General features: G+C 60.4%; 23 protein-coding genes. 15 read left to right on the top strand and 8 right to left on the bottom strand.

Annotated elements, in window-relative coordinates:
- The first annotated feature begins 6 nt into the window (after positions 1-6).
- The 6 genes from AB1E42_RS01355 (at position 7) to AB1E42_RS01330 (ending at position 3,310) form a co-directional block, all read left to right on the top strand.
- The gene (locus AB1E42_RS01355; RefSeq protein ID WP_368345212.1) at positions 7-279 is read left to right on the top strand and encodes a rod-binding protein; all 273 of its coding nucleotides are present in this window, start codon (positions 7-9) and stop codon (positions 277-279) included.
- Positions 269-610, top strand: coding sequence for a hypothetical protein (locus AB1E42_RS01350; RefSeq protein ID WP_368345211.1), 342 nt, complete (start codon positions 269-271; stop codon positions 608-610). Before AB1E42_RS01355 ends, AB1E42_RS01350 begins: the two co-directional genes overlap by 11 nt.
- A 194-nt stretch (positions 611-804) precedes the next feature.
- Complete coding sequence (locus AB1E42_RS01345; protein ID WP_368345210.1) at positions 805-1,629, top strand: flagellin; 825 nt, start codon at positions 805-807, stop codon at positions 1,627-1,629.
- A gap of 96 nt (positions 1,630-1,725) precedes the next feature.
- Positions 1,726-2,106: a flagellar biosynthesis regulator FlaF gene (gene flaF, locus AB1E42_RS01340; protein WP_368345209.1), complete on the top strand. Its 381-nt coding sequence runs from the start codon at positions 1,726-1,728 to the stop codon at positions 2,104-2,106.
- The gene (gene flbT / locus AB1E42_RS01335; protein WP_368345208.1) at positions 2,103-2,516 is read left to right on the top strand and encodes a flagellar biosynthesis repressor FlbT; all 414 of its coding nucleotides are present in this window, start codon (positions 2,103-2,105) and stop codon (positions 2,514-2,516) included. The genes flaF and flbT overlap by 4 nt, the downstream gene beginning before the upstream one ends.
- Positions 2,513-3,310 (top strand): DUF1217 domain-containing protein, encoded by a 798-nt coding sequence (locus AB1E42_RS01330; RefSeq protein ID WP_368345207.1) that lies wholly within the window; start codon positions 2,513-2,515, stop codon positions 3,308-3,310. Before flbT ends, AB1E42_RS01330 begins: the two co-directional genes overlap by 4 nt.
- Before the next feature lie 7 nt (positions 3,311-3,317).
- Here AB1E42_RS01330 and fliI read toward each other — a convergent pair whose 3' ends face one another.
- The gene (fliI, locus tag AB1E42_RS01325; RefSeq protein ID WP_368345206.1) at positions 3,318-4,610 is read right to left on the bottom strand and encodes a flagellum-specific ATP synthase FliI; all 1,293 of its coding nucleotides are present in this window, start codon (positions 4,608-4,610) and stop codon (positions 3,318-3,320) included.
- Between the two features lie 87 nt (positions 4,611-4,697).
- On the opposite strand from fliI, the gene AB1E42_RS01320 reads away from it, so the two are divergent.
- Genes AB1E42_RS01320 through AB1E42_RS01280 form a run of 9 tightly spaced genes read left to right on the top strand, consistent with a single transcriptional unit; the run spans position 4,698 to position 9,175 of the window.
- Positions 4,698-5,075 (top strand): FlgB family protein, encoded by a 378-nt coding sequence (locus tag AB1E42_RS01320; RefSeq protein ID WP_368345205.1) that lies wholly within the window; start codon positions 4,698-4,700, stop codon positions 5,073-5,075.
- Positions 5,076-5,078: 3 nt separating this feature from the next.
- On the top strand, positions 5,079-5,456 hold the full coding sequence (gene flgC, locus AB1E42_RS01315; protein ID WP_368345204.1) for a flagellar basal body rod protein FlgC: 378 nt from the start codon (positions 5,079-5,081) through the stop codon (positions 5,454-5,456).
- Between the two features lie 14 nt (positions 5,457-5,470).
- The gene (fliE, locus tag AB1E42_RS01310; protein WP_368345203.1) at positions 5,471-5,761 is read left to right on the top strand and encodes a flagellar hook-basal body complex protein FliE; all 291 of its coding nucleotides are present in this window, start codon (positions 5,471-5,473) and stop codon (positions 5,759-5,761) included.
- Positions 5,758-6,030 carry a flagellar biosynthetic protein FliQ gene (locus AB1E42_RS01305; protein WP_368346341.1) on the top strand — a complete coding sequence of 91 codons (273 nt, stop codon included), beginning with the start codon at positions 5,758-5,760 and terminating at the stop codon, positions 6,028-6,030. The genes fliE and AB1E42_RS01305 overlap by 4 nt, the downstream gene beginning before the upstream one ends.
- Positions 6,030-6,740: a flagellar hook-basal body complex protein gene (locus AB1E42_RS01300; protein WP_368345202.1), complete on the top strand. Its 711-nt coding sequence runs from the start codon at positions 6,030-6,032 to the stop codon at positions 6,738-6,740. Before AB1E42_RS01305 ends, AB1E42_RS01300 begins: the two co-directional genes overlap by 1 nt.
- Before the next feature lie 9 nt (positions 6,741-6,749).
- On the top strand, positions 6,750-7,535 hold the full coding sequence (gene flgG / locus AB1E42_RS01295; RefSeq protein WP_368345201.1) for a flagellar basal-body rod protein FlgG: 786 nt from the start codon (positions 6,750-6,752) through the stop codon (positions 7,533-7,535).
- Between the two features lie 5 nt (positions 7,536-7,540).
- Positions 7,541-7,948, top strand: coding sequence for a flagellar basal body P-ring formation chaperone FlgA (flgA, locus tag AB1E42_RS01290; RefSeq protein WP_368345200.1), 408 nt, complete (start codon positions 7,541-7,543; stop codon positions 7,946-7,948).
- Positions 7,948-8,673: a flagellar basal body L-ring protein FlgH gene (gene flgH / locus AB1E42_RS01285; protein WP_368345199.1), complete on the top strand. Its 726-nt coding sequence runs from the start codon at positions 7,948-7,950 to the stop codon at positions 8,671-8,673. The genes flgA and flgH overlap by 1 nt, the downstream gene beginning before the upstream one ends.
- A gap of 10 nt (positions 8,674-8,683) precedes the next feature.
- Positions 8,684-9,175, top strand: a complete 492-nt coding sequence (locus tag AB1E42_RS01280) for a flagellar basal body-associated protein FliL (protein WP_368345198.1) — start codon at positions 8,684-8,686, stop codon at positions 9,173-9,175.
- Here AB1E42_RS01280 and AB1E42_RS01275 read toward each other — a convergent pair.
- From AB1E42_RS01275 to motA, 7 genes are all read right to left on the bottom strand, one after another.
- Positions 9,156-9,530 (bottom strand): hypothetical protein, encoded by a 375-nt coding sequence (locus tag AB1E42_RS01275; RefSeq protein ID WP_368345197.1) that lies wholly within the window; start codon positions 9,528-9,530, stop codon positions 9,156-9,158. The genes AB1E42_RS01280 and AB1E42_RS01275 overlap by 20 nt on opposite strands.
- Positions 9,521-10,615, bottom strand: a complete 1,095-nt coding sequence (locus AB1E42_RS01270; RefSeq protein WP_368345196.1) for a flagellar biosynthesis protein FlhB — start codon at positions 10,613-10,615, stop codon at positions 9,521-9,523. Before AB1E42_RS01270 ends, AB1E42_RS01275 begins: the two co-directional genes overlap by 10 nt.
- A complete protein-coding gene (locus AB1E42_RS01265; RefSeq protein ID WP_368345195.1) occupies positions 10,612-11,376 on the bottom strand; it encodes a flagellar biosynthetic protein FliR in 765 nt (254 codons plus the stop codon). Before AB1E42_RS01265 ends, AB1E42_RS01270 begins: the two co-directional genes overlap by 4 nt.
- Positions 11,373-13,448: a flagellar biosynthesis protein FlhA gene (gene flhA / locus AB1E42_RS01260; protein ID WP_368345194.1), complete on the bottom strand. Its 2,076-nt coding sequence runs from the start codon at positions 13,446-13,448 to the stop codon at positions 11,373-11,375. The genes AB1E42_RS01265 and flhA overlap by 4 nt, the downstream gene beginning before the upstream one ends.
- The gene (locus tag AB1E42_RS01255) at positions 13,449-14,141 is read right to left on the bottom strand and encodes a transglycosylase SLT domain-containing protein (protein WP_368345193.1); all 693 of its coding nucleotides are present in this window, start codon (positions 14,139-14,141) and stop codon (positions 13,449-13,451) included.
- Between the two features lie 71 nt (positions 14,142-14,212).
- Positions 14,213-16,195: a hypothetical protein gene (locus tag AB1E42_RS01250; protein ID WP_368345192.1), complete on the bottom strand. Its 1,983-nt coding sequence runs from the start codon at positions 16,193-16,195 to the stop codon at positions 14,213-14,215.
- Positions 16,192-17,061, bottom strand: a complete 870-nt coding sequence (gene motA / locus AB1E42_RS01245; protein ID WP_368345191.1) for a flagellar motor stator protein MotA — start codon at positions 17,059-17,061, stop codon at positions 16,192-16,194. The genes AB1E42_RS01250 and motA overlap by 4 nt, the downstream gene beginning before the upstream one ends.
- Between the last annotated feature and the right edge of the window lie 6 nt (positions 17,062-17,067).

Here is a 17,067-nt window from a genome sequence, read left to right as displayed (position 1 = left end):
AATCGATTGATCGAAATCACACCCCTCCCCATTGCCCCCGCTGCGCGCGATGAACGTGCATGGGCCGCCGCGCAAAAGCTCGAGGCCAGCTTCCTCTCGGAAATGCTCAAATCCGCAGGGTTAGATGCCCAGATCGGGGCTTTTGGTGGTGGCGCGGGAGAAGAACACTTTGCCTCATTCCTCCGTACCCAACACGCGGAAGCACTCGTCGCGCGTGGCGGTATCGGCCTGAGCGAACATATCTACCAATCCCTTTTGGAGAGAGACAATGCCCCGTAAATCAACAACCGCCCTGATCTCCCTACTGTCGCGAGAGCGCACCATGCTGAAGACAGGCGCCCTGCAACACCTATCCGACATCCGCACAGAGAAGGAGGCCGCGATCACCATGCTCGAAAAACTGCCGCCGGAAGCGGAGGAGCTGGATGAAATCCTCACGCTGGCGCGGCGCAATGCAGTGATGCTGGAAGCGGTCATTGCAGGGGTCGAAGCCGCGCGCCAAAGCATTGCCGCTGCACATGGCGCCCAACGCAGCCTGACCTCCTATTCTGCAAGCGGGCAAGCGAGGGAGCTGGCAGAACACCGGCATGATCTCGAACACAAAGCATAACCGATTGAATCAAAACCTATCTGTTTTGACTTGTAACGTTAGCATTTCATTAGGGCGGAGGAGGAAGACTGGACGAGCATCGCAATGATGGCGCGGCGGAAAACCCGCAATTGTCAGAATGACAGCTTCATCTGCCGGAACCGGCATTCCAGAAAACAGGCGCAAAGCGCCTCTGCAAAATTAGGAGCGACTCGATGTCGAGCATTCTGACTAACAACAGCGCAATGGTGGCGCTGCAAACCCTGAAATCGATCAATGGCAATCTTCAGAAAACCCAATCGGAGATCTCCACCGGCAAATCAATCTCATCGGCGAAGGACAATTCTGCCATCTGGGCGATTTCGAAGGTGATGGAATCCGATGTCAGCGGCTTCAAAGCGGTGTCCGACTCGCTCTCCTTGGGGGAATCGACGGTCGCGGTCGCGCTGGCGGGGGCCGAGCAGATCACCGATCTCTTAAACCAGATGAAGGAAAAGGTGATCGCCGCTACGGGCGAGAACGTCGACAATGCGAAGCTGACCAATGACGTCACCGAGATGAAGAACCAGATCACTTCGATCATTTCGGCGTCGCAGTTCAACGGCGCCAACCTGCTCAACACTGCGGGTGGCAACATCACGGTTCTGTCCTCGCTCGACCGCGACGCGGCAGGCACCGTCACCGCTGCCAATATCACGGTGGCCTCTGTGGATTTCGAAGCCGGTCTGGACCTGACAACGATTGACGTATCATCGGCAACCGCAGCGGACGGCTCGATTTCGGCAATGGAAACCCTGATCCAGACAGCGATTGACGGTAGCGCCGCACTCGGCGCCTCTTCCAAGCGGATCGGAGATCAGGTTTCCTTCGTCGGCAAGGTGATGGATGCGATGAAATCCGGCATTGGCGCGTTGGTCGATGCCGATATGGAGGAAGCCTCCGCCCGCCTGCAAGCCCTTCAGGTGCAGCAGCAATTGGGCACACAGTCGCTCTCTATAGCCAATCAGGCGCCGCAAGCGATCCTGTCCCTGTTCAGGTAACGGCAAATTCACGCTCGGGGCAGACATCGCCCCGAGCGTGACCAACCGGCATTCCACTGAGCCTGCATTGCTCTCGTCCCGCCGAAAGGATCCACCTTGAACATTCAATCCCAAATTCTGCAGACCTACGCGCCGACCTCCGCGCCCATCCGCACAGAGCGCTCTGTCGAACATCAGCTTTTCACAGAAATTACAGCGCGGCTCACGAAGGCTGCCGGCGACGAAACGCCTCAACGCGCCCGCAAGGTTGCCGAAGCGCTGCACGAGAACAGAACCCTCTGGCACACGATTGCCACTTCGGTCGCCGACCCCGAAAACCAACTCCCAGATACCCTGCGGGCGCGGCTTTTCTATCTCGCAGAGTTTTCCGACACACACAGCCGCGCTGTGCTGGAGGGCCGTGGAGATATCGGGGTGCTGATCGACATCAACCGCGCAGTCAGGGACGGCCTCTCCGGCCGCGCGCCGAACATATGAGCGGCCTCGTCCTCAAGCTCGCACCGCGGGAGCGCGTACTCGTTAACGGTGCTGTCATCGAAAATGGCGCGCGGCGTGGCAGGCTCTCGATCCTGACGCCGAAGGCAAATATTCTGCGCCTGCGCGACGCGCTGCATCCGGACGAGGCGAAATCACCCGTGCGGCGCGTCGTTTACATCGCCCAGCTGGTCCTCTCGGGCGATGCCAGAGAGGAGGACGCGCGGGCGCAGCTTTTACGCGGGATCGAACAACTCAGCCAAGTTCTGACTGATAGCGACAGCCACAGCCACCTTGCACAAGCTACGGCCTGCGTGCTGTCAGGTGACTTTTACCGCGCGTTGAAAGCCTTACGCGGTTTGATGCCACGCGAAGACCGCCTACTCGGGGTCGCGTCGGACCGCCCAACATGAGCTTCCAACCGATCCTTCCGTTTGGTGGTTATTCCGGCTGGCGGTTCCTCAAACGCACGCTGGACATGCAGCAAAACACCTTTGCCCGTTCTGCCGCCACGCCGCGACTGTTGGCGCACTTCAAGGAAAAGATCGGCACGACAAACAGCGTAGAGGCCTTGATCGATGACCGTCGTCTTTTGCAGGTCGCGCTGGGCGCTTTCGGGCTGGACGCCGACCTCAACAACCGCGCCTTCATTCGCAAAATTCTAGAAGATGGCACTCAAGACCCCGAAGCCCTCGCCAACAGGTTGGCCGACAAGCGCTATCGCCGCTTCGCCGCGGCCTTCGCCCGCCCAGAAGGGGGGCTCGTCACAGCGCGCGGGGCAGCTTTTACAGATAGGATCATCACAAAATTTCAGGCAGGCGCATTTCAGGAGGCAGTTGGCGCGGTGGACGAAACGATGCGCTTGGCGCTCAACCTGCAAGGCGCGCTGGGCGATCTCTTTTCCGAGACTACGACAAACGACGCGCGCTGGTATGGCATCATGGGTCAACCGCCGCTTCGCCGCATTTTCGAAACTGCGCTGGGCCTGCCTGCCAGTTTCGCCTCAGCCGATATCGACACGCAGCACCAAGCCTTCAAAGACCGCGCCCGCGCGGCACTGGGCACTGACACGCTCGACGCCCTGAACGACCCAGACGCACAAGAAAAGTTGCTGCGCCTCTACTTTGCCCGCGAAGCTGTATCGTCACAACCAAGCAGCTCAGCGTCTATTGCGCTGAGCCTGTTGCAGGCAGCACGAGCCTATTAGAGCAAGCTCACCCACCGATTGCCGCGCGCAAAAGAGCGAAACTTTCTTCAACCGTTTTTGCCCCTTTTCGTGCAAGCGCCTCTTCAATGCGGGCATGCCGCGCGACTGCCGCATCAAGCCCTGCATCCCCGCCCGCAACATAGAGCCCTGATCGGATCAGCAGCCGCGCCTCGTCATAGGTGGCAATCATGTTTCGCGCTCTCGCAATGACGGCGCGTTCTTCATCGCTCGCGGCCTCCGGCAAGGACCGTGAAACAGAGCGCGTGACATCAAAAGCGGGAAAGCGCCCACCCTCTGAAATGTCGCGGCTGAGAACGATATGACCATCCAACAGCCCGCGCAAAAGATCGGCAACCGGCTCCTCCATATCCCCGCCCGAAACCAACACGCTGATCACCGCCGAGATATCGCCCGTCGCCCCGCTACCCGGCCCGATCCGCTCACATAGCCGCGCGAGCCGTGACGAAAAACCGGCAGGCAGCGCAGCGCTTGCCCGCGCGCCTTCGGTCGCAGCGCTCAATTCACGCTCGGCCTCGGCAAAGCGGGTCACGGAATCTACCAACAACAGAACCTGCCGCCCCTGATCACGAAAATGCTCGGCCGCGCGTATCGCCGTGTCGAGGCATCGCGCCCGAACTTGAGGCGGCTGATCGGAGGTCGCCGCGATGATGACGCTACGCGCCCGCGCATCGGTATCAAGCACTTCAGTGGCAAATGTCCGCAGGTCACGCCCACGCTCACCAATAAGCGCAAAGATGATGATGTCAGCCTCCCACGTGCGGGCAAAATCCGCTAGAAGTGTCGTCTTGCCAACGCCGGACCCAGCAAAAAGGCCCAGCCGCTGCCCCCGCGCCAGCGGCAAAAGCGTATCAACCGCGAGCATCCCCGTGGTGAACCGCGGGCCAAGCGCCCGCCGCGAAAGTGCCGCCCTCACAGTTGCGTCGGACAGTTCCCCCTCCAGCTGAATGATCGGTCGCCCGTCAAGGGGCACCCCATCCGGATCAACGACCCGCCCGACCCAATGCGGACCGGCCCGAACCGCGCGCGGCGGCCGCAGCGCCACGCGCGCTCCCGGTACCAAGGCGGGGCAAACGGGTGCGGAGAGCAGGGCAGACACCCGCTCTTGCGATACAGCAACCACCTGCCCGATTTCCTCATGTTGAAAAAACACGCGACTGCCCGTCGCGGGTGGCGCCGCCATGGCGTGCAGGCTTATCTTGCCGGCCCGCACCGATTGTACGAATGCCAGCGCCGCGACTGGCCGTTGCGCGGCTATCGTGGCAGCGATCTCCTGATACATCCCAAGTTTCCTTTTTTGCGCATCACAACCGCTTCTTAAGGAATCAGGCTTAATCCTTCGTTTCACCAGCTCGAGGGAGAAGCCCCGATGTATCAATCGTTAACCGTTTTCGAAATTGCCGGCGCCCTGGGCGCCCACGCGGGCCGCTCGCAGGCGCTGACCGCACAAAACATCGCGAATGCCGATACGCCCGGATACCGCCCGCAAAGGCTCACCGCTTTTGAGGAAGCGTATCGCACCGGCGCCTCCCTTACCGCGGTGACCACGCGCAGCAATCATATTACGAGCGCGCCCAGCCGGTTCGACTCCCGCACAGAAACCGGCGCGGCAATTTCGCCTAATGGTAACGGGGTCTCGCTCGAAAAAGAGATGATGGAAGGAATCGACGCCGACCGCAGCCACAAGCGGGCGCTGGCGATTTACCGTCACGGCATGACCGTTCTCCGTTTGGCGATTGGGCGCTAAGTCATGGCAGATCTCAGCACTGCACTCAGTATCGCCTCTAGCGGCATGGCAGCCCAAAGCCGCCGCCTGCGGCATGTCTCTGAAAATATCGCCAACGCCGATACGCCTGGCTATCACCGCAAGCTTATCCAGTTTTCCTCCGATGCCGAGGATGGAGTCGCGGTTGGCCGTATCAGGCTCGATGACCGTCCGCTGCCGGATATTTTCGACCCCGGCCATCCGCTCGCCAATGCAGACGGATATTACCAAGGCTCGAATGTCGATCTCCTCACCGAAATCGCCGACGCGCGCGAAGCACAGCGCAGTTACGAGGCCAACCTGAAAATGTTTGATCAAGTGCGCCAGATGTCGAGCGCGTTGATGGATCTTCTCAAGAAATAACCGGAAGGACAGAGATGGATATTTCAACCACACTCGCCGCGCGGGCCTATGCGGGAAACCGCACTGCCACCGCCCCCAGCGAAACTCACGAAACGACTCAGGGACTATTTTCCAACGCTGCGGCCGCGCTTGGCTCAACGCTCAAACAAAGTGAAGCAACGGCCGTGCAGGCGATGACAACCGGCGCAGACCCGTATGCGCTGGTGCAGGCCTTGGCGCAGACGGAGCTGGCCGTCGAAACCGCCGCGACGGTGCGAGATCGTGTCGTCGAAGCTTATCAGGAAATTCTGAGGATGCCGGTCTGATGCCGGAAGCCCTGTTCTACGACGCGATGCGCGCGGGCTTGTGGGCAGCGTTCATTGTTTCCGGCCCGATCCTGACCGTCGCCCTGGCGGTGGGGCTGACGGTCGGGTTGTTTCAGGCTCTGACCTCCATTCAGGAAATGACCCTGACCTTCGTGCCTAAGCTGGCCGCCATCGTGGCAACCTTTTGGGTCGCGATGGGCTTTATGTCAGAGACGCTGATTGCCTTTTTTCACAGCGCGGTACTTCCCGTCATTGCAGGGGGCTACTGATGGAATCTTTAGGCTATACAACGCTATCGCGGCAATCCGGGCTCCTGCGGGAATTACAGGTGATTGCCAATAATATCGCCAATATGAGCACCACCGGTTTTCGATCCGAAGGCATCCTGTTTACCGAATTTCTGGCCGAACTGCCCGCCAGTGGGGATAGCCTCTCGATGGCCGCCGCGCGCGCGCACCATATCTCGCCTGCCCAAGGCGCACTGACCCACACGGAAGGCGCGCTTGATCTCGCGATTGAAGGCGCGGGATATTTTCTGGTGCAGACCCCGCAGGGCGAAAGGCTCACCCGCGCGGGCAGTTTCAGCATGAATGCCGAGGGCCAGTTGGTCACGCCCTCTGGCCATGCCGTGCTCAGCGATGGCGGTGGTCCGATCACCCTTCCGCCAGAGCAAGCGATTTCGATTGCCGCAGATGGGACGATTTCGGCTGGGGGTGCACCCGTTGTCCGCCTCGCCGTCGTCACCCCGCAAAACCCACTCACCATGAACCGCACCGGCGACACCCTATTCAATGCGCCCGATGGAACGCTGCCTGCCGAAGCCACGGTGCGGCAAGGGGTGCTGGAAGATTCAAACGTCGACCCGATCGCGCAGGTCGCGCGAATGATCGAAGTGCAGCGCAGCTACGAGCTTGGGCAATCCTTCGGGGATCGGGAAGACGAACGCCTGCGCACCATGCTGCGCACCCTCGGAAAATAGGAGAACTCCATGCGCGCCCTAAAAATTGCCGCTGCTGGCATGTCTGCCCAACAATTGCGTGTCGAAGTGACATCCAACAACCTCGCCAATATGAGCACCACCGGCTACAACGCGCGTCGCGCCGGTTTTGCCGACCTTCATTATCAACAGGTACTCGCGCCTGGCGCGCTATCCTCCGCCACGGGAACGCTGGTGCCTACTGGCGTCCAGCTTGGGCTTGGTGTGCGGGCGTCGGCCGTCGCCGTTCTGCAATCCCAAGGGGCGCTCAAACAAACAGGCGGCGAGCTTGATCTGGCAATCGAGGGTGGCGGGTTCCTTGCCGTCATCCGCCCCGACGGAAGCACCGCCTACACCCGCGACGGCGCACTGAACCGTAGCCCTGACGGCGAGCTTGTCACGGCGCTGGGATTCCCTGTTGCCGATGCCATCCGCATCCCTGCCGATGCTTCAAACATCATGATTAATGCCGAGGGCACCGTTTACGCCCGCTTTGCGGACCGGCCTGATCATCAGGAACTTGGCCAGATACAGCTCTACCGTTTTGCTAATCCGCAAGGGCTGGGTGCGACGGGCGACAATCTGTTCAGCGAGACAGCGGCATCAGGCGGCGCGGTCAGCGGACTGCCCGGTCGTGACGGGCTGGGCACGCTCAGACAGGGGTTTCTGGAGGAAAGTTCCGTCGATCCCGTGCGCGAGGTGACAGAGTTGATCGCGGCCCAGCGCGGATATGAGCTGAATTCAAAGGTGATCTCTGCCGCCGACCAGATGCTCGGCGCCATGGTTCAGGTCCGGTAATGAAAATGCGCGCCGCACTGCTCGTAATGGCTCTTTCTGCCGCGCCTTTGTGGGCGGAACCGCAAGTTTTGGCGCGCGCCACGTTGCCTGTCGGCACGATCATCTCCAGCGCAGATCTTGCCGTTTCCGCAGCCAATGTTGCGGCAATCGAAGCACTTTTGGGTATGGAAACCCGCGCGATCATCTTCGAGGGGCAGCCGGTGACGCTCGCCAAACTTTCCCTGCCGACCCTGTTGGACGCGAATGCGCCCGTCACATTGATTTACCGCCGCGGCGGTCTGGCCATCGAAACGGAAGGCCGCGCACTCGAACGCGCCAGCGCGGGTGACATCATTCAGGTTCTCAATCTCCAGTCCCGCGCCATCATTTCCGCACGGATCGGCCAAGATGGGCTGGCGCGGGCGGCCTACTGATGCGTGTTCGGTCCCGATACTTAGCCCTCTTGCTTCTGGCTCTGATGGCAGCTTGCGCGCCGCAAACGCAGGACCAAGCACTTCCCGTGCTTTCCCCCCTTTCCGGCACCGAAACCTTCGCGGCGTCACCTTACCAAACGACGGACCATCGTGATCGAAGAGCGGCAAGCGCCTCGCTCTGGTCGGGAACCCGCACTTCCCTTTTTGGCGACAGACGCGCGGACCGGCTTGGCGATATACTCACCGTTGTGATCGAGATCGACGACACCGCCGAGATTGATAACAGTTCGGAGCGCTCCCGTTCCTCGGATAGGTCCTTCGGGATGCCGCAGTTCTTTGGCCTTCCGCAACGGATCGATCCAAACCTACCCCAGGGCGCGTCACTCTCCGACGCCATCGATTTCACCGCCAACAATGCGAGCAGCGGCGATGGCAGCGTCAGCCGCTCGGAGAAGCTCACCCTGCGCATTGCCGCAACGATTGCAGATGTTCTGCCGAACGGCGTTCTGGCCATCGAGGGGCGGCAGGAGGTGCGGGTGAATTTTGAACTGCGCGAACTTTTCATCACGGGCTATGTTCGCCCCGCTGACATCAGCCGTCAGAACGAAATCACCTATGACAAGATCGCTTCTGCCCGCATTTCCTATGGCGGTCGGGGCCATATCACGGATGCGCTGCGGCCCCGCTATGGGTCGCAGGCGCTTGATGCCATCCTGCCATTTTGAGGGCTGAATAGTGAAGAAAATCCTCCTCCCACTTATCCTATTGATCGCAGGCATCGGCGCAGGCGGCACGGCCGCGAAAGTGCTTGGCAGCAAACAAGAAACCGATACATCGGAAAGCGCGGCGCAATGCGAGGCGGAGAGTGAGGTCGTCAAGCAAGCCGAACTGCCGAACGAATCAGCCAAAGCATTCGCCCGCTTGTCGAACCAGTTTGTGGTTCCGGTGGTCGAAGACGGTCACGTCAAATCCATGGTGGTGCTCTCCCTAAGCGCCGAGGTCGAGGAGGCAAAGCGCGACGCCGTTTACGAATACGAGCCGAAATTGCGCGACCGCTTTTTGCAAGACCTCTTCAATCACGCCAATGCGGGCGGCTTTGACGGCACCTTCACTGACGCGGCAACGCTGAAAGGCTTGCGGGACATTCTCCTGAGCACGGCGCAGTCGGTCTTTGGTCCTGCGATCAGTGATATATTGATCATTGATATCAGTCGTCAGGATATGTGAGCGCCTTCCGGCGCCGTGCTCGTTCTCCATCGCGGGCTTCATTTATGGACAATGCCTCCACTGCCGCGACAGCGGCCTCTGCGCGGGCGAGGTGAAACGCGCCATCCGCCTCCCGCGCGCGCAACTGTGCCTCTGCCTGCGCTAAGCGGCCAAGTTCCTGCTGTCGCCACATCTGCCAGCGGGCAAACTGCGCCAAACCCGCCGCATCATCAAAGGTGACAGGAGGGTTCGCCAAGGCGCCGCGCTGTTCCCTCAGATCGGCCAGGGAACGGCGGACCTGCGCCAACTCTCCCATGCGTACATCCCGCCGCAGGCGGACCAGCCGCTGGAGCGTTCCGATCTGCTTCACCGCCATGCCCCCGCCTTATGCCGCATCGCCTCGGCAAAACGGATCGCTGCGGCAACCGCGCGGTAATGATCCGGCGGCACTTCATCACCAATCTCGACAGTCGCATGAAGGGCGCGCGCTGTCGGTGGATCATGATGAACCGGCACCGCTTGGCGTGCCGCCTCTTCGCGAATGCGCAAGGCAATCTCATCGACCCCTTTTGCCACGCAGACAGGAGCTCCCTGCGACTGCCGGCTCCACTTTAATGCGACCGCAAAATGGGTTGGGTTGACGATCACAACATCCGCGCCGCCGACCTGTGCGATCAGTTGCGAGAGTGCCAGCTCCTGACCACGCTGCCGGCGCTTCTGCTTCGCTTCGGGGTCGCCTTCCGCCTGTTTTTGCTCATCGCGCAGGTCTTTGCGGCTCATACGGTTGCGGCGCTGGTGATCAGCGCGTTGCCACAGCAGGTCGAGCCCCCCAATACACAACGCGATAACAAAGATCAGGCCAGCAAGCTCTCGTATCAATTGCCCCAAAAGCCCCAGTGCCTGCGGCAGTGACGCCATGTGAACCGCCAGCAACTCTGGCATTCGGGCATAGATCAGAGCCGCCAAAAGCGCGCTATAGACAGAAAGCTTGGCCGCGCTCTTGGTAAACTCGAACAGCCCACTTCGCCCGAACTTTTGCTGCGCATTTGACAGGGGAGAGATCCGTGACAGTTTCGGCACGAGCTTTGATGGCGTAAACAGGATCGCGCGTTGTATCCACAAGCTGATAACAGCGAGCGCGGCAGGTAGGAGAAACCAAGGCAGGAGGTATTGCGCCACGCCGGTGATGAAGCCGCGGCCAAAATGGCTCCCGCCTGAGGCCAGGAGCCGTTCGGAAATCAGGCCGGCATTGGACAGGAAACCCTGCATCCAAGTTGCGAGCGAGAGCACTGAGACGCCCCCCCAAAAGAGCAGCATAAGGCAAAAACCGCCATATGCAGCCGCGGTGGTGAGATCCGTAGAACGGGGAATTTCACCCTTGCGGCGCGCGTCTTCGAGGCGCTTCTGCGTCGGTTCATGCGGCTTGTCGCCGGCAGGGCCTTCGTCTGCGGCGCCACTCATCTCGGGATCCACGGCGGGGCGACCGCATATGAAATGGCCTCGTCGCGCCAGACACCAAGCAGCAGCGGCCCCGCGAGCGCCAATAACAAAAGCCCGCCTGCGGTGATTGCCGGAGCCCCGACGAAGGCCACCATCAATTGCGGCATCGCGCGGTTAATCGCCCCCAGAACCACATTGTACAGGAGGCCGGAAATCACGAACGGCATGGCAAGAAGTAATCCAAGCCGCATCATGGCTCCGGCAGTTTCCAGCCCTGCCTTGGTAAGGGTTGCCGGATCAGGGAATTCCCCCAAGGGGACCGCAGCATAGCTGTTCAGAACATAAACAACGGCATAGATGTGCCCGCCCGAAAGCGAGAAAAGCGCCAGTGCGCCCAAGAGAAGTACATTACCAATGGCCGGCGAGGGATCTGGCGTGACACCACCGCCGAAAATCTGCGCAAGCGAGGTTGATTGAGCGGCGATGGCCCCCGTGATCTGAATCGCAAAGACCATGAACCGTAGCAAGAGCCCTAGAAAGAGCCCTGTCAGCGCCTCTGCGATTGCAGCAGGGAAGCCCAATTCAACCGTTTCCTGCCCAGCCGCCGGTGTGACGAGAAGGCTCAGAATGACAGCGAGGGCCAAACGGAATCGCATCGGGATGACCCGCTCGCCAAACCCGGGCAAGACGGCGGCCATCGCCCCGCACCGTAGAAAGACCAGCGCGAACTGGGACCATACATCGGAAACGAATGCAAGGAGCGGCGCCAAATCGCCACTCATGCCGCGACCACACCCAACAGCGCAGGGCGCACATCGACGCCAAGTTCGTCAAAAGACAGAACGCTTGTCATCAACCCACGGCTGCGGACAACCGTTTGCAAGAAACGGCGGCGGCGGGCAGAGGTCACGAGCACAGGGTTGGCGCCTGTCTCGGCCGCTTTTGACAACGTATCCGACACGCCACTTGCCAAGGCTTTGAATGCGTCCGGTGGAAGGGCGACCTCACTGCCATCAGGGCCGGTTTCGTAATGTGAAAAACGCTCGTCCCACTCCGGCGAGAGCTGAACGAGCGGCACCGTGCCATCCTCGCGCCGATGCTCGGCAACGATCTGAAAGGCAAGCCTTTGCCGCACATGTTCGGCGATTTGATCGACGCGCGCATAGAGCGACTTTCCCTCGGCAGTCGCTTCAAGGATCAGGGGCAAGTTTCGGATCGAAAGGCGGTCTTCGAGCAACAGGCGCAGCACGGCCAACAACAGGTCATAGGGCGCTTTATCGGGGATCAGCTCGTCAAACATCCGCCGGTTTGCCTCGGCGCGCCGCTGGTCTTTGAGGGATACAAGTTGATCCAATAGCTCACGCAACGCGCGGTGGGTCATCAGCCTTGCAAAATTGCGCTTCACGACTTCCAACAGATGTGTCGCCAATACTTCCGGTGCCTGAACCACCGTCAGCCCTTGGCCCGCAGCTTCGCCCGCTGCTGCACCATCGACCCAGAGCGCCGGCGCGCCATAAACGGGTTCTTTTACGGCCTCACCCGCCAGCCCGTCAGCTCCATCAGCCGAAATAAGCGCGAGTTGCTGCCCGGGGCGGAGCCTGTCGCGCGCTTGTTCGACACCGTGAATCTTGATCCGGTAAGTGCCCGGTGGGAGCGATGCATCATCCGTCAGGCGGATCTCGGGCAGGATGACACCGAAGCTCAACGCGACATGAACGCGGATATTGGCGATTCTGGCGTCGAGCCCGATGGCAGGATCGAGCACCATGTTCACCAGATCAGGAGCAAACTCGAGGTGGATATCGTCAAGAACCAGCCGGTCAGCGATTGACGGCTTTTCAGGTGGCGCCAAATCAGGCGCGGATTGCGCATCCGAGGACTCGCGGATGGATTTCGAATGCGCGACGAAGGCCGCGATCGCGCAGAGCAACGCCCCCAACAGAAACGGGCCAAACGGGAGCCCGGGAACCAGCGCGAAAAGGCCCATCAAAAGACCAACTGTCCCCAATGCGGCAGGGAAGCGCCCCAACTGTGTGATAAGGGCAAAATCGGCTGTCCCCGTTGCGCCACCGCGCGCCAAGAGGAGCGCCGAGGCAATCGAGATGATTACCGCAGGGATCTGCGTGACCAAGCCATCCCCCACCGTCAGTATAGCGTAGCTCTCAAAGGCTTCAGCCAAAGGCATGTCATGCAAAAGGATGCCGATCAGTAATCCCATGACCAGATTCAGGACAGTGATCAAAAGCCCCGCAATCGCATCGCCTTTGACGAATTTTGACGCTCCGTCGAGAGAGCCGAAGAACGTCGTTTCTGCCAGTTCTGTCTCGCGACGCGCTTTCGCTTCTTCGTGGGAGATGGCGCCGGCACTCATATCCGCATCAATGGCCAATTGCCGCCCGGGCATGCCGTCTAGCGCGAAGCGCGCGCCAACCTCGGCCATGCGGGTCGCGCCTTTGTTGATGACGATAAAATTGACGATCAGAAGAACACAAAACACCACGAGGCCAATCAGCAGCGATCCGCCCATGACAAACATGGCGAAGCCTTCGATCACATTTCCGGCCGCGCTTGTGCCTGTGTGACCTTGGCCAATGATCAGCTTGGTCGAGGAGACATTCAACGAAAGCCGGAGCATCAGTGAGGCAAGGAGCACCGTCGGGAAGACCGAAAAATCCAGTGGGCGTTCGATGAAGAGCGTCACCGTGAAGATCAGAATGGCGAGCGCGAAAGAAGCAGCCAAGCCGATATCGAGCACCCAAGACGGCATTGGCAGCACCATCATGACGATGACTGCGAGAAGTGCCACGGCCAAAAGGACAGTCGGACGCAGAAAGGCCGCGAGATCGGGCTGCATCTAATTATCCTCCCCGCCGGCGACCGGCACGAGCGATCCGGCAGAGGCGATGCGCCGCCCGCTCAGGCTGAAAAGCGCCGCGGCCCGCCTTGAAAGGAGCCGCCGGTCATGCTGTGGCGCACGAGCGCGCGTTGGTGGGGTGGCACGCGGTGGAAGCCTCCTTTCCGCTTCGTAAAAAGTTTCAAACCGCGCGAGATAGCGCTGACCGATTTCTGGCGTGCGCGAGTGATAGGCGGCGATTGCGGCAGGCCACGTTCCCTTTTCACGGTATAAGCGCAGCAAGAACGCAGCTGCGTAGGCTGCGTTCGTTTCCGGATCGAGCATTGCCGCCACCGAGGGGAAATTGGCGCCATGCCAATACTGATTGATCTGAAAACAACCCACATCAATCGAGCGGGCGCCAGAGCCGCGCGCCGACGCGATGAGCCGCTGCGCTTGAAATGCGTCCTCCGGCCAGTGGCCTTGACCGTCGATATTGAGGGCCCATGGCCAAGGTGAACCGAGGTGGCTGCTTTCGGAGCGCGTAAGGGCAATCAAAATTGCCTCGGGCACTTGTGATGCAGCGGCGGCATTTGCCGCGGCGGTAAGGCAAAGGTTCTCGCGCGTGGGTACTGTGCTGCTGAAAGCCTGCTGCCCAAGAAGACAGCAGATCAGAATACTGGCCGCAGCTCGTGCAAACCGCCAAAGAACCATAACGTAAACCTTCTGTTTCGCGCGGTCAGTTTCGATGCAAATCATTGAGGAAGCGTTAGGATTGGCGGCACTTATTCCAAAGGCGCAGCGACAAGCCGCGCGGCGGCATCGGCACTGATTGCAACATCGTCGAGCAGCTGGCGCACCTCAAACAATGTGCTTGGCGGCTGTCGCGCACTGCTGGTGTCGCGCGGCTCTGCATCGACATTTTGTGACGGTTCCAGAAGCGGCGACGGATCATCGGCAATCGTTGCGGTTCCAAAACCCAACTCTTGCAGGCGCTGCGCGACGCGCGCCTTGGCTGTCGGAGAGAGCGGCGCAGAGAACCAGCTATAGGCAGCGGTCATGAAGGTTGCGTCATCCGCATGTTCGGCGAGGTATATCGCCGTTTCGGAGGAAGCCGCTTCAAGCGGCACTGGCCCGAGCCCGGTAAACCGCGCAAGCGCTGGCCGCACGGATGCGAAATCACCCGCTAGCAGCGCTGCCCGCAGCGCGGCGAAACGTAAGGCGATCTGATCAGGATTTTGCGAGAATTGCTCCTCCAGCGCGCCGAAATAATCACTGATCGTTTTGGAAAGCGGGAGTTCTTGTCGCCAAGCCTGAGTGATAAGATCAACGATATCCTGTGGCACTGGCTTCTGCCCCTCGTCCAGCGCTCCTTCGACCTCGGCCAATTGGGCGGGGAGCGCCGAAGGTGAAACATCGCTGGTCAAAAGCGCCTGTCGCAGCAGCGCTTCAGCGACCTGGTCCGCCCCCAAGACTGGCGCTGCAAGATCAAGAACCTGCCGCGCGAGATCGACCTTATCATTCAGGGAAAGGCGCCGCGCGAGATGAATGGCCAAGACGCGGCGCAAGGCGCGTGGCAGGCGGGAATATTGGCTCAGGATATCGCGCGAACGGTCGGGGATGTCGCCACCAGCAATGATACCCCACAACATGCCCTCGTCGTGGCAATTCATCTGCGCAATAAGAAATGCGGCATCCGGTGGTGGCTCCGGCCAGTGACGCAAAAGCGCGGCAAGCGCGCCCAAAGTTTGTGCTTCGGGGGTGACGCGCGCGTTCGCCGTCAAACGGGCGAGCACCTGTTCTGCCTCTAATCCAAGGCCAAAACCTGTCAGAACCCGCGCCAACGCCCGGATTGCTTGCGGGTTTTCGGCATCGACTGCATCAACCAACTCCGTGCGGGCAGCCGCCAATTGACGGTTGAAATCGCCCGCCTCCGGTTCGGCAATATCAACAAAAGAAAACGCCTCGGCGGGCAGGCAGGTCACGGGTATCTCACGCTCCTCATAGACCTTGGGCGTGCGGTCCATTGGGGTGCGCAATGTTAGCGGATTGACCCGCTGAACGAAGCCGAGGCGTGGCAGGACGTGGTCAGGCGTCGCAATTTCCAAGCGCGGCGCTGGGGTCAGCAGGCCGAGCGACAGGCCCCGCGCGATAGCGCCCGCGGTCGCGGTGCCGAAGATCGGGGCGACCTCCGGTATCGGATCTTCGTGCAAGACCTCCGACAGCGGGCCAAATCGCGGCTGCTCGTCTGGGCGAATTTGGAAAACGGGCGGCAAGGCAAAAACAGAGGCGCGCCCAGTCTCACGCGGAGCGGGGGGAGCAGGCGAATCGTCCGGCGGAGCTTGCCGCGCCGGTGCCACGGATGGCAACGGCACCTCGAATGCCTGAGAGACGGGCGGGCCGTCCAGAATATCGATAACGATGCGGTTTTCCTGCCATTCAAACGCATCCGCGTGGCAGGCGCATGTCACCAGAATATCGAGGTCGGCTCCGGTGGTGCGCAGCTCGGTTATTCGTGTGCGTGGGATTCGCTCAAACACGCCGTCGAGGTCATAGCGGGCAACGCCGTCCACCCGAAACCTGTAACCGTCTTCGAACCGCCCCAATTGCCAGTCTCGGCCGTTCGGTATCGTCAGGACCAGACGGGTGAAAACACCGTGGTCGCCACTTCGGATGCGTACCTGTTGTGGCTCTTGGGCAAGTGCATGACCGCCAATGATCACAGCCATAAAAGCCGAGAGCGCGCACTTCCATGAACGACGGGTCACGCAGCCTCCTGCCGGAGTGACTTCAACGCCTCTTCCAGCGCGTTGTAGCTGGGCCGATTGTGGCTTGGCGTGTTTTGCCGCCCGACCTCGATGCACAGCTTAGGCGGGTGTTTGTGTAAATTGGCAATGAGTACTTCGCGGATAAGCTGGTAGAAATGTGCGTCCTCCTCCACGACTGTCTTGAGCTTGGCGGCGAAGGGGCCGACGAGGCCATAGGCGAGGAAGACGCCAAGAAACGTGCCAACAAGCGCGCCACCGATCATTTTACCCAGAATTTCAGGAGGTTGGTCTATCGACCCCATTGTCTTGATCACGCCCAGGACAGCCGCCACGATGCCCAGCGCAGGCAACCCGTCGGCAACTGCTTGCAAGGCATGCGTCGAGTGCATCGCATGGTGTTGCGATGCCTCCATCCGTTTCTCGAGTACTTCTTCAACCTGATGCGGGTCGTCGTAAGCCAGCCCTGCCGATCGCAGCGTATCACAAATCAGCGCCACAGCCTCTCCATCTGATTTGATCTTGGGATAGCGCCCGAAAATCGCTGACTCCTCTGGCCCCTCGATATGTTCGTCGATCTCGACAGGGTTCGTCTGGGCCAAGCGGATAAGTTCGAAAAGCAGGCAGAGCAGATCTTGATAATCATCAGGCCGCCAGCGCGGACCTTTAAAGACTTTGCCAACATCTTTGAGCGTGTGCTTGATGGCGGATGTGTCATTCGAAATCACAAAAGCCCCGACCGCCGCACCACCGATCATGATCATCTCGAACGGCAGCGTCTTCAGGATGATGTCCATATGACCACCTGCCAGCAAGTAGCCCCCGAACACCATGACGAAGATAATGACAATGCCGACGAGACCGATCATGAGCGA

It is taken from the genome of Pelagovum sp. HNIBRBA483, assembly GCF_040931995.1.
Lineage (GTDB): Bacteria > Pseudomonadota > Alphaproteobacteria > Rhodobacterales > Rhodobacteraceae > JAEPMR01.
Note: the sequence above shows the minus strand (reverse complement) of the source record. Positions and strands in the feature narration are given on the sequence as shown.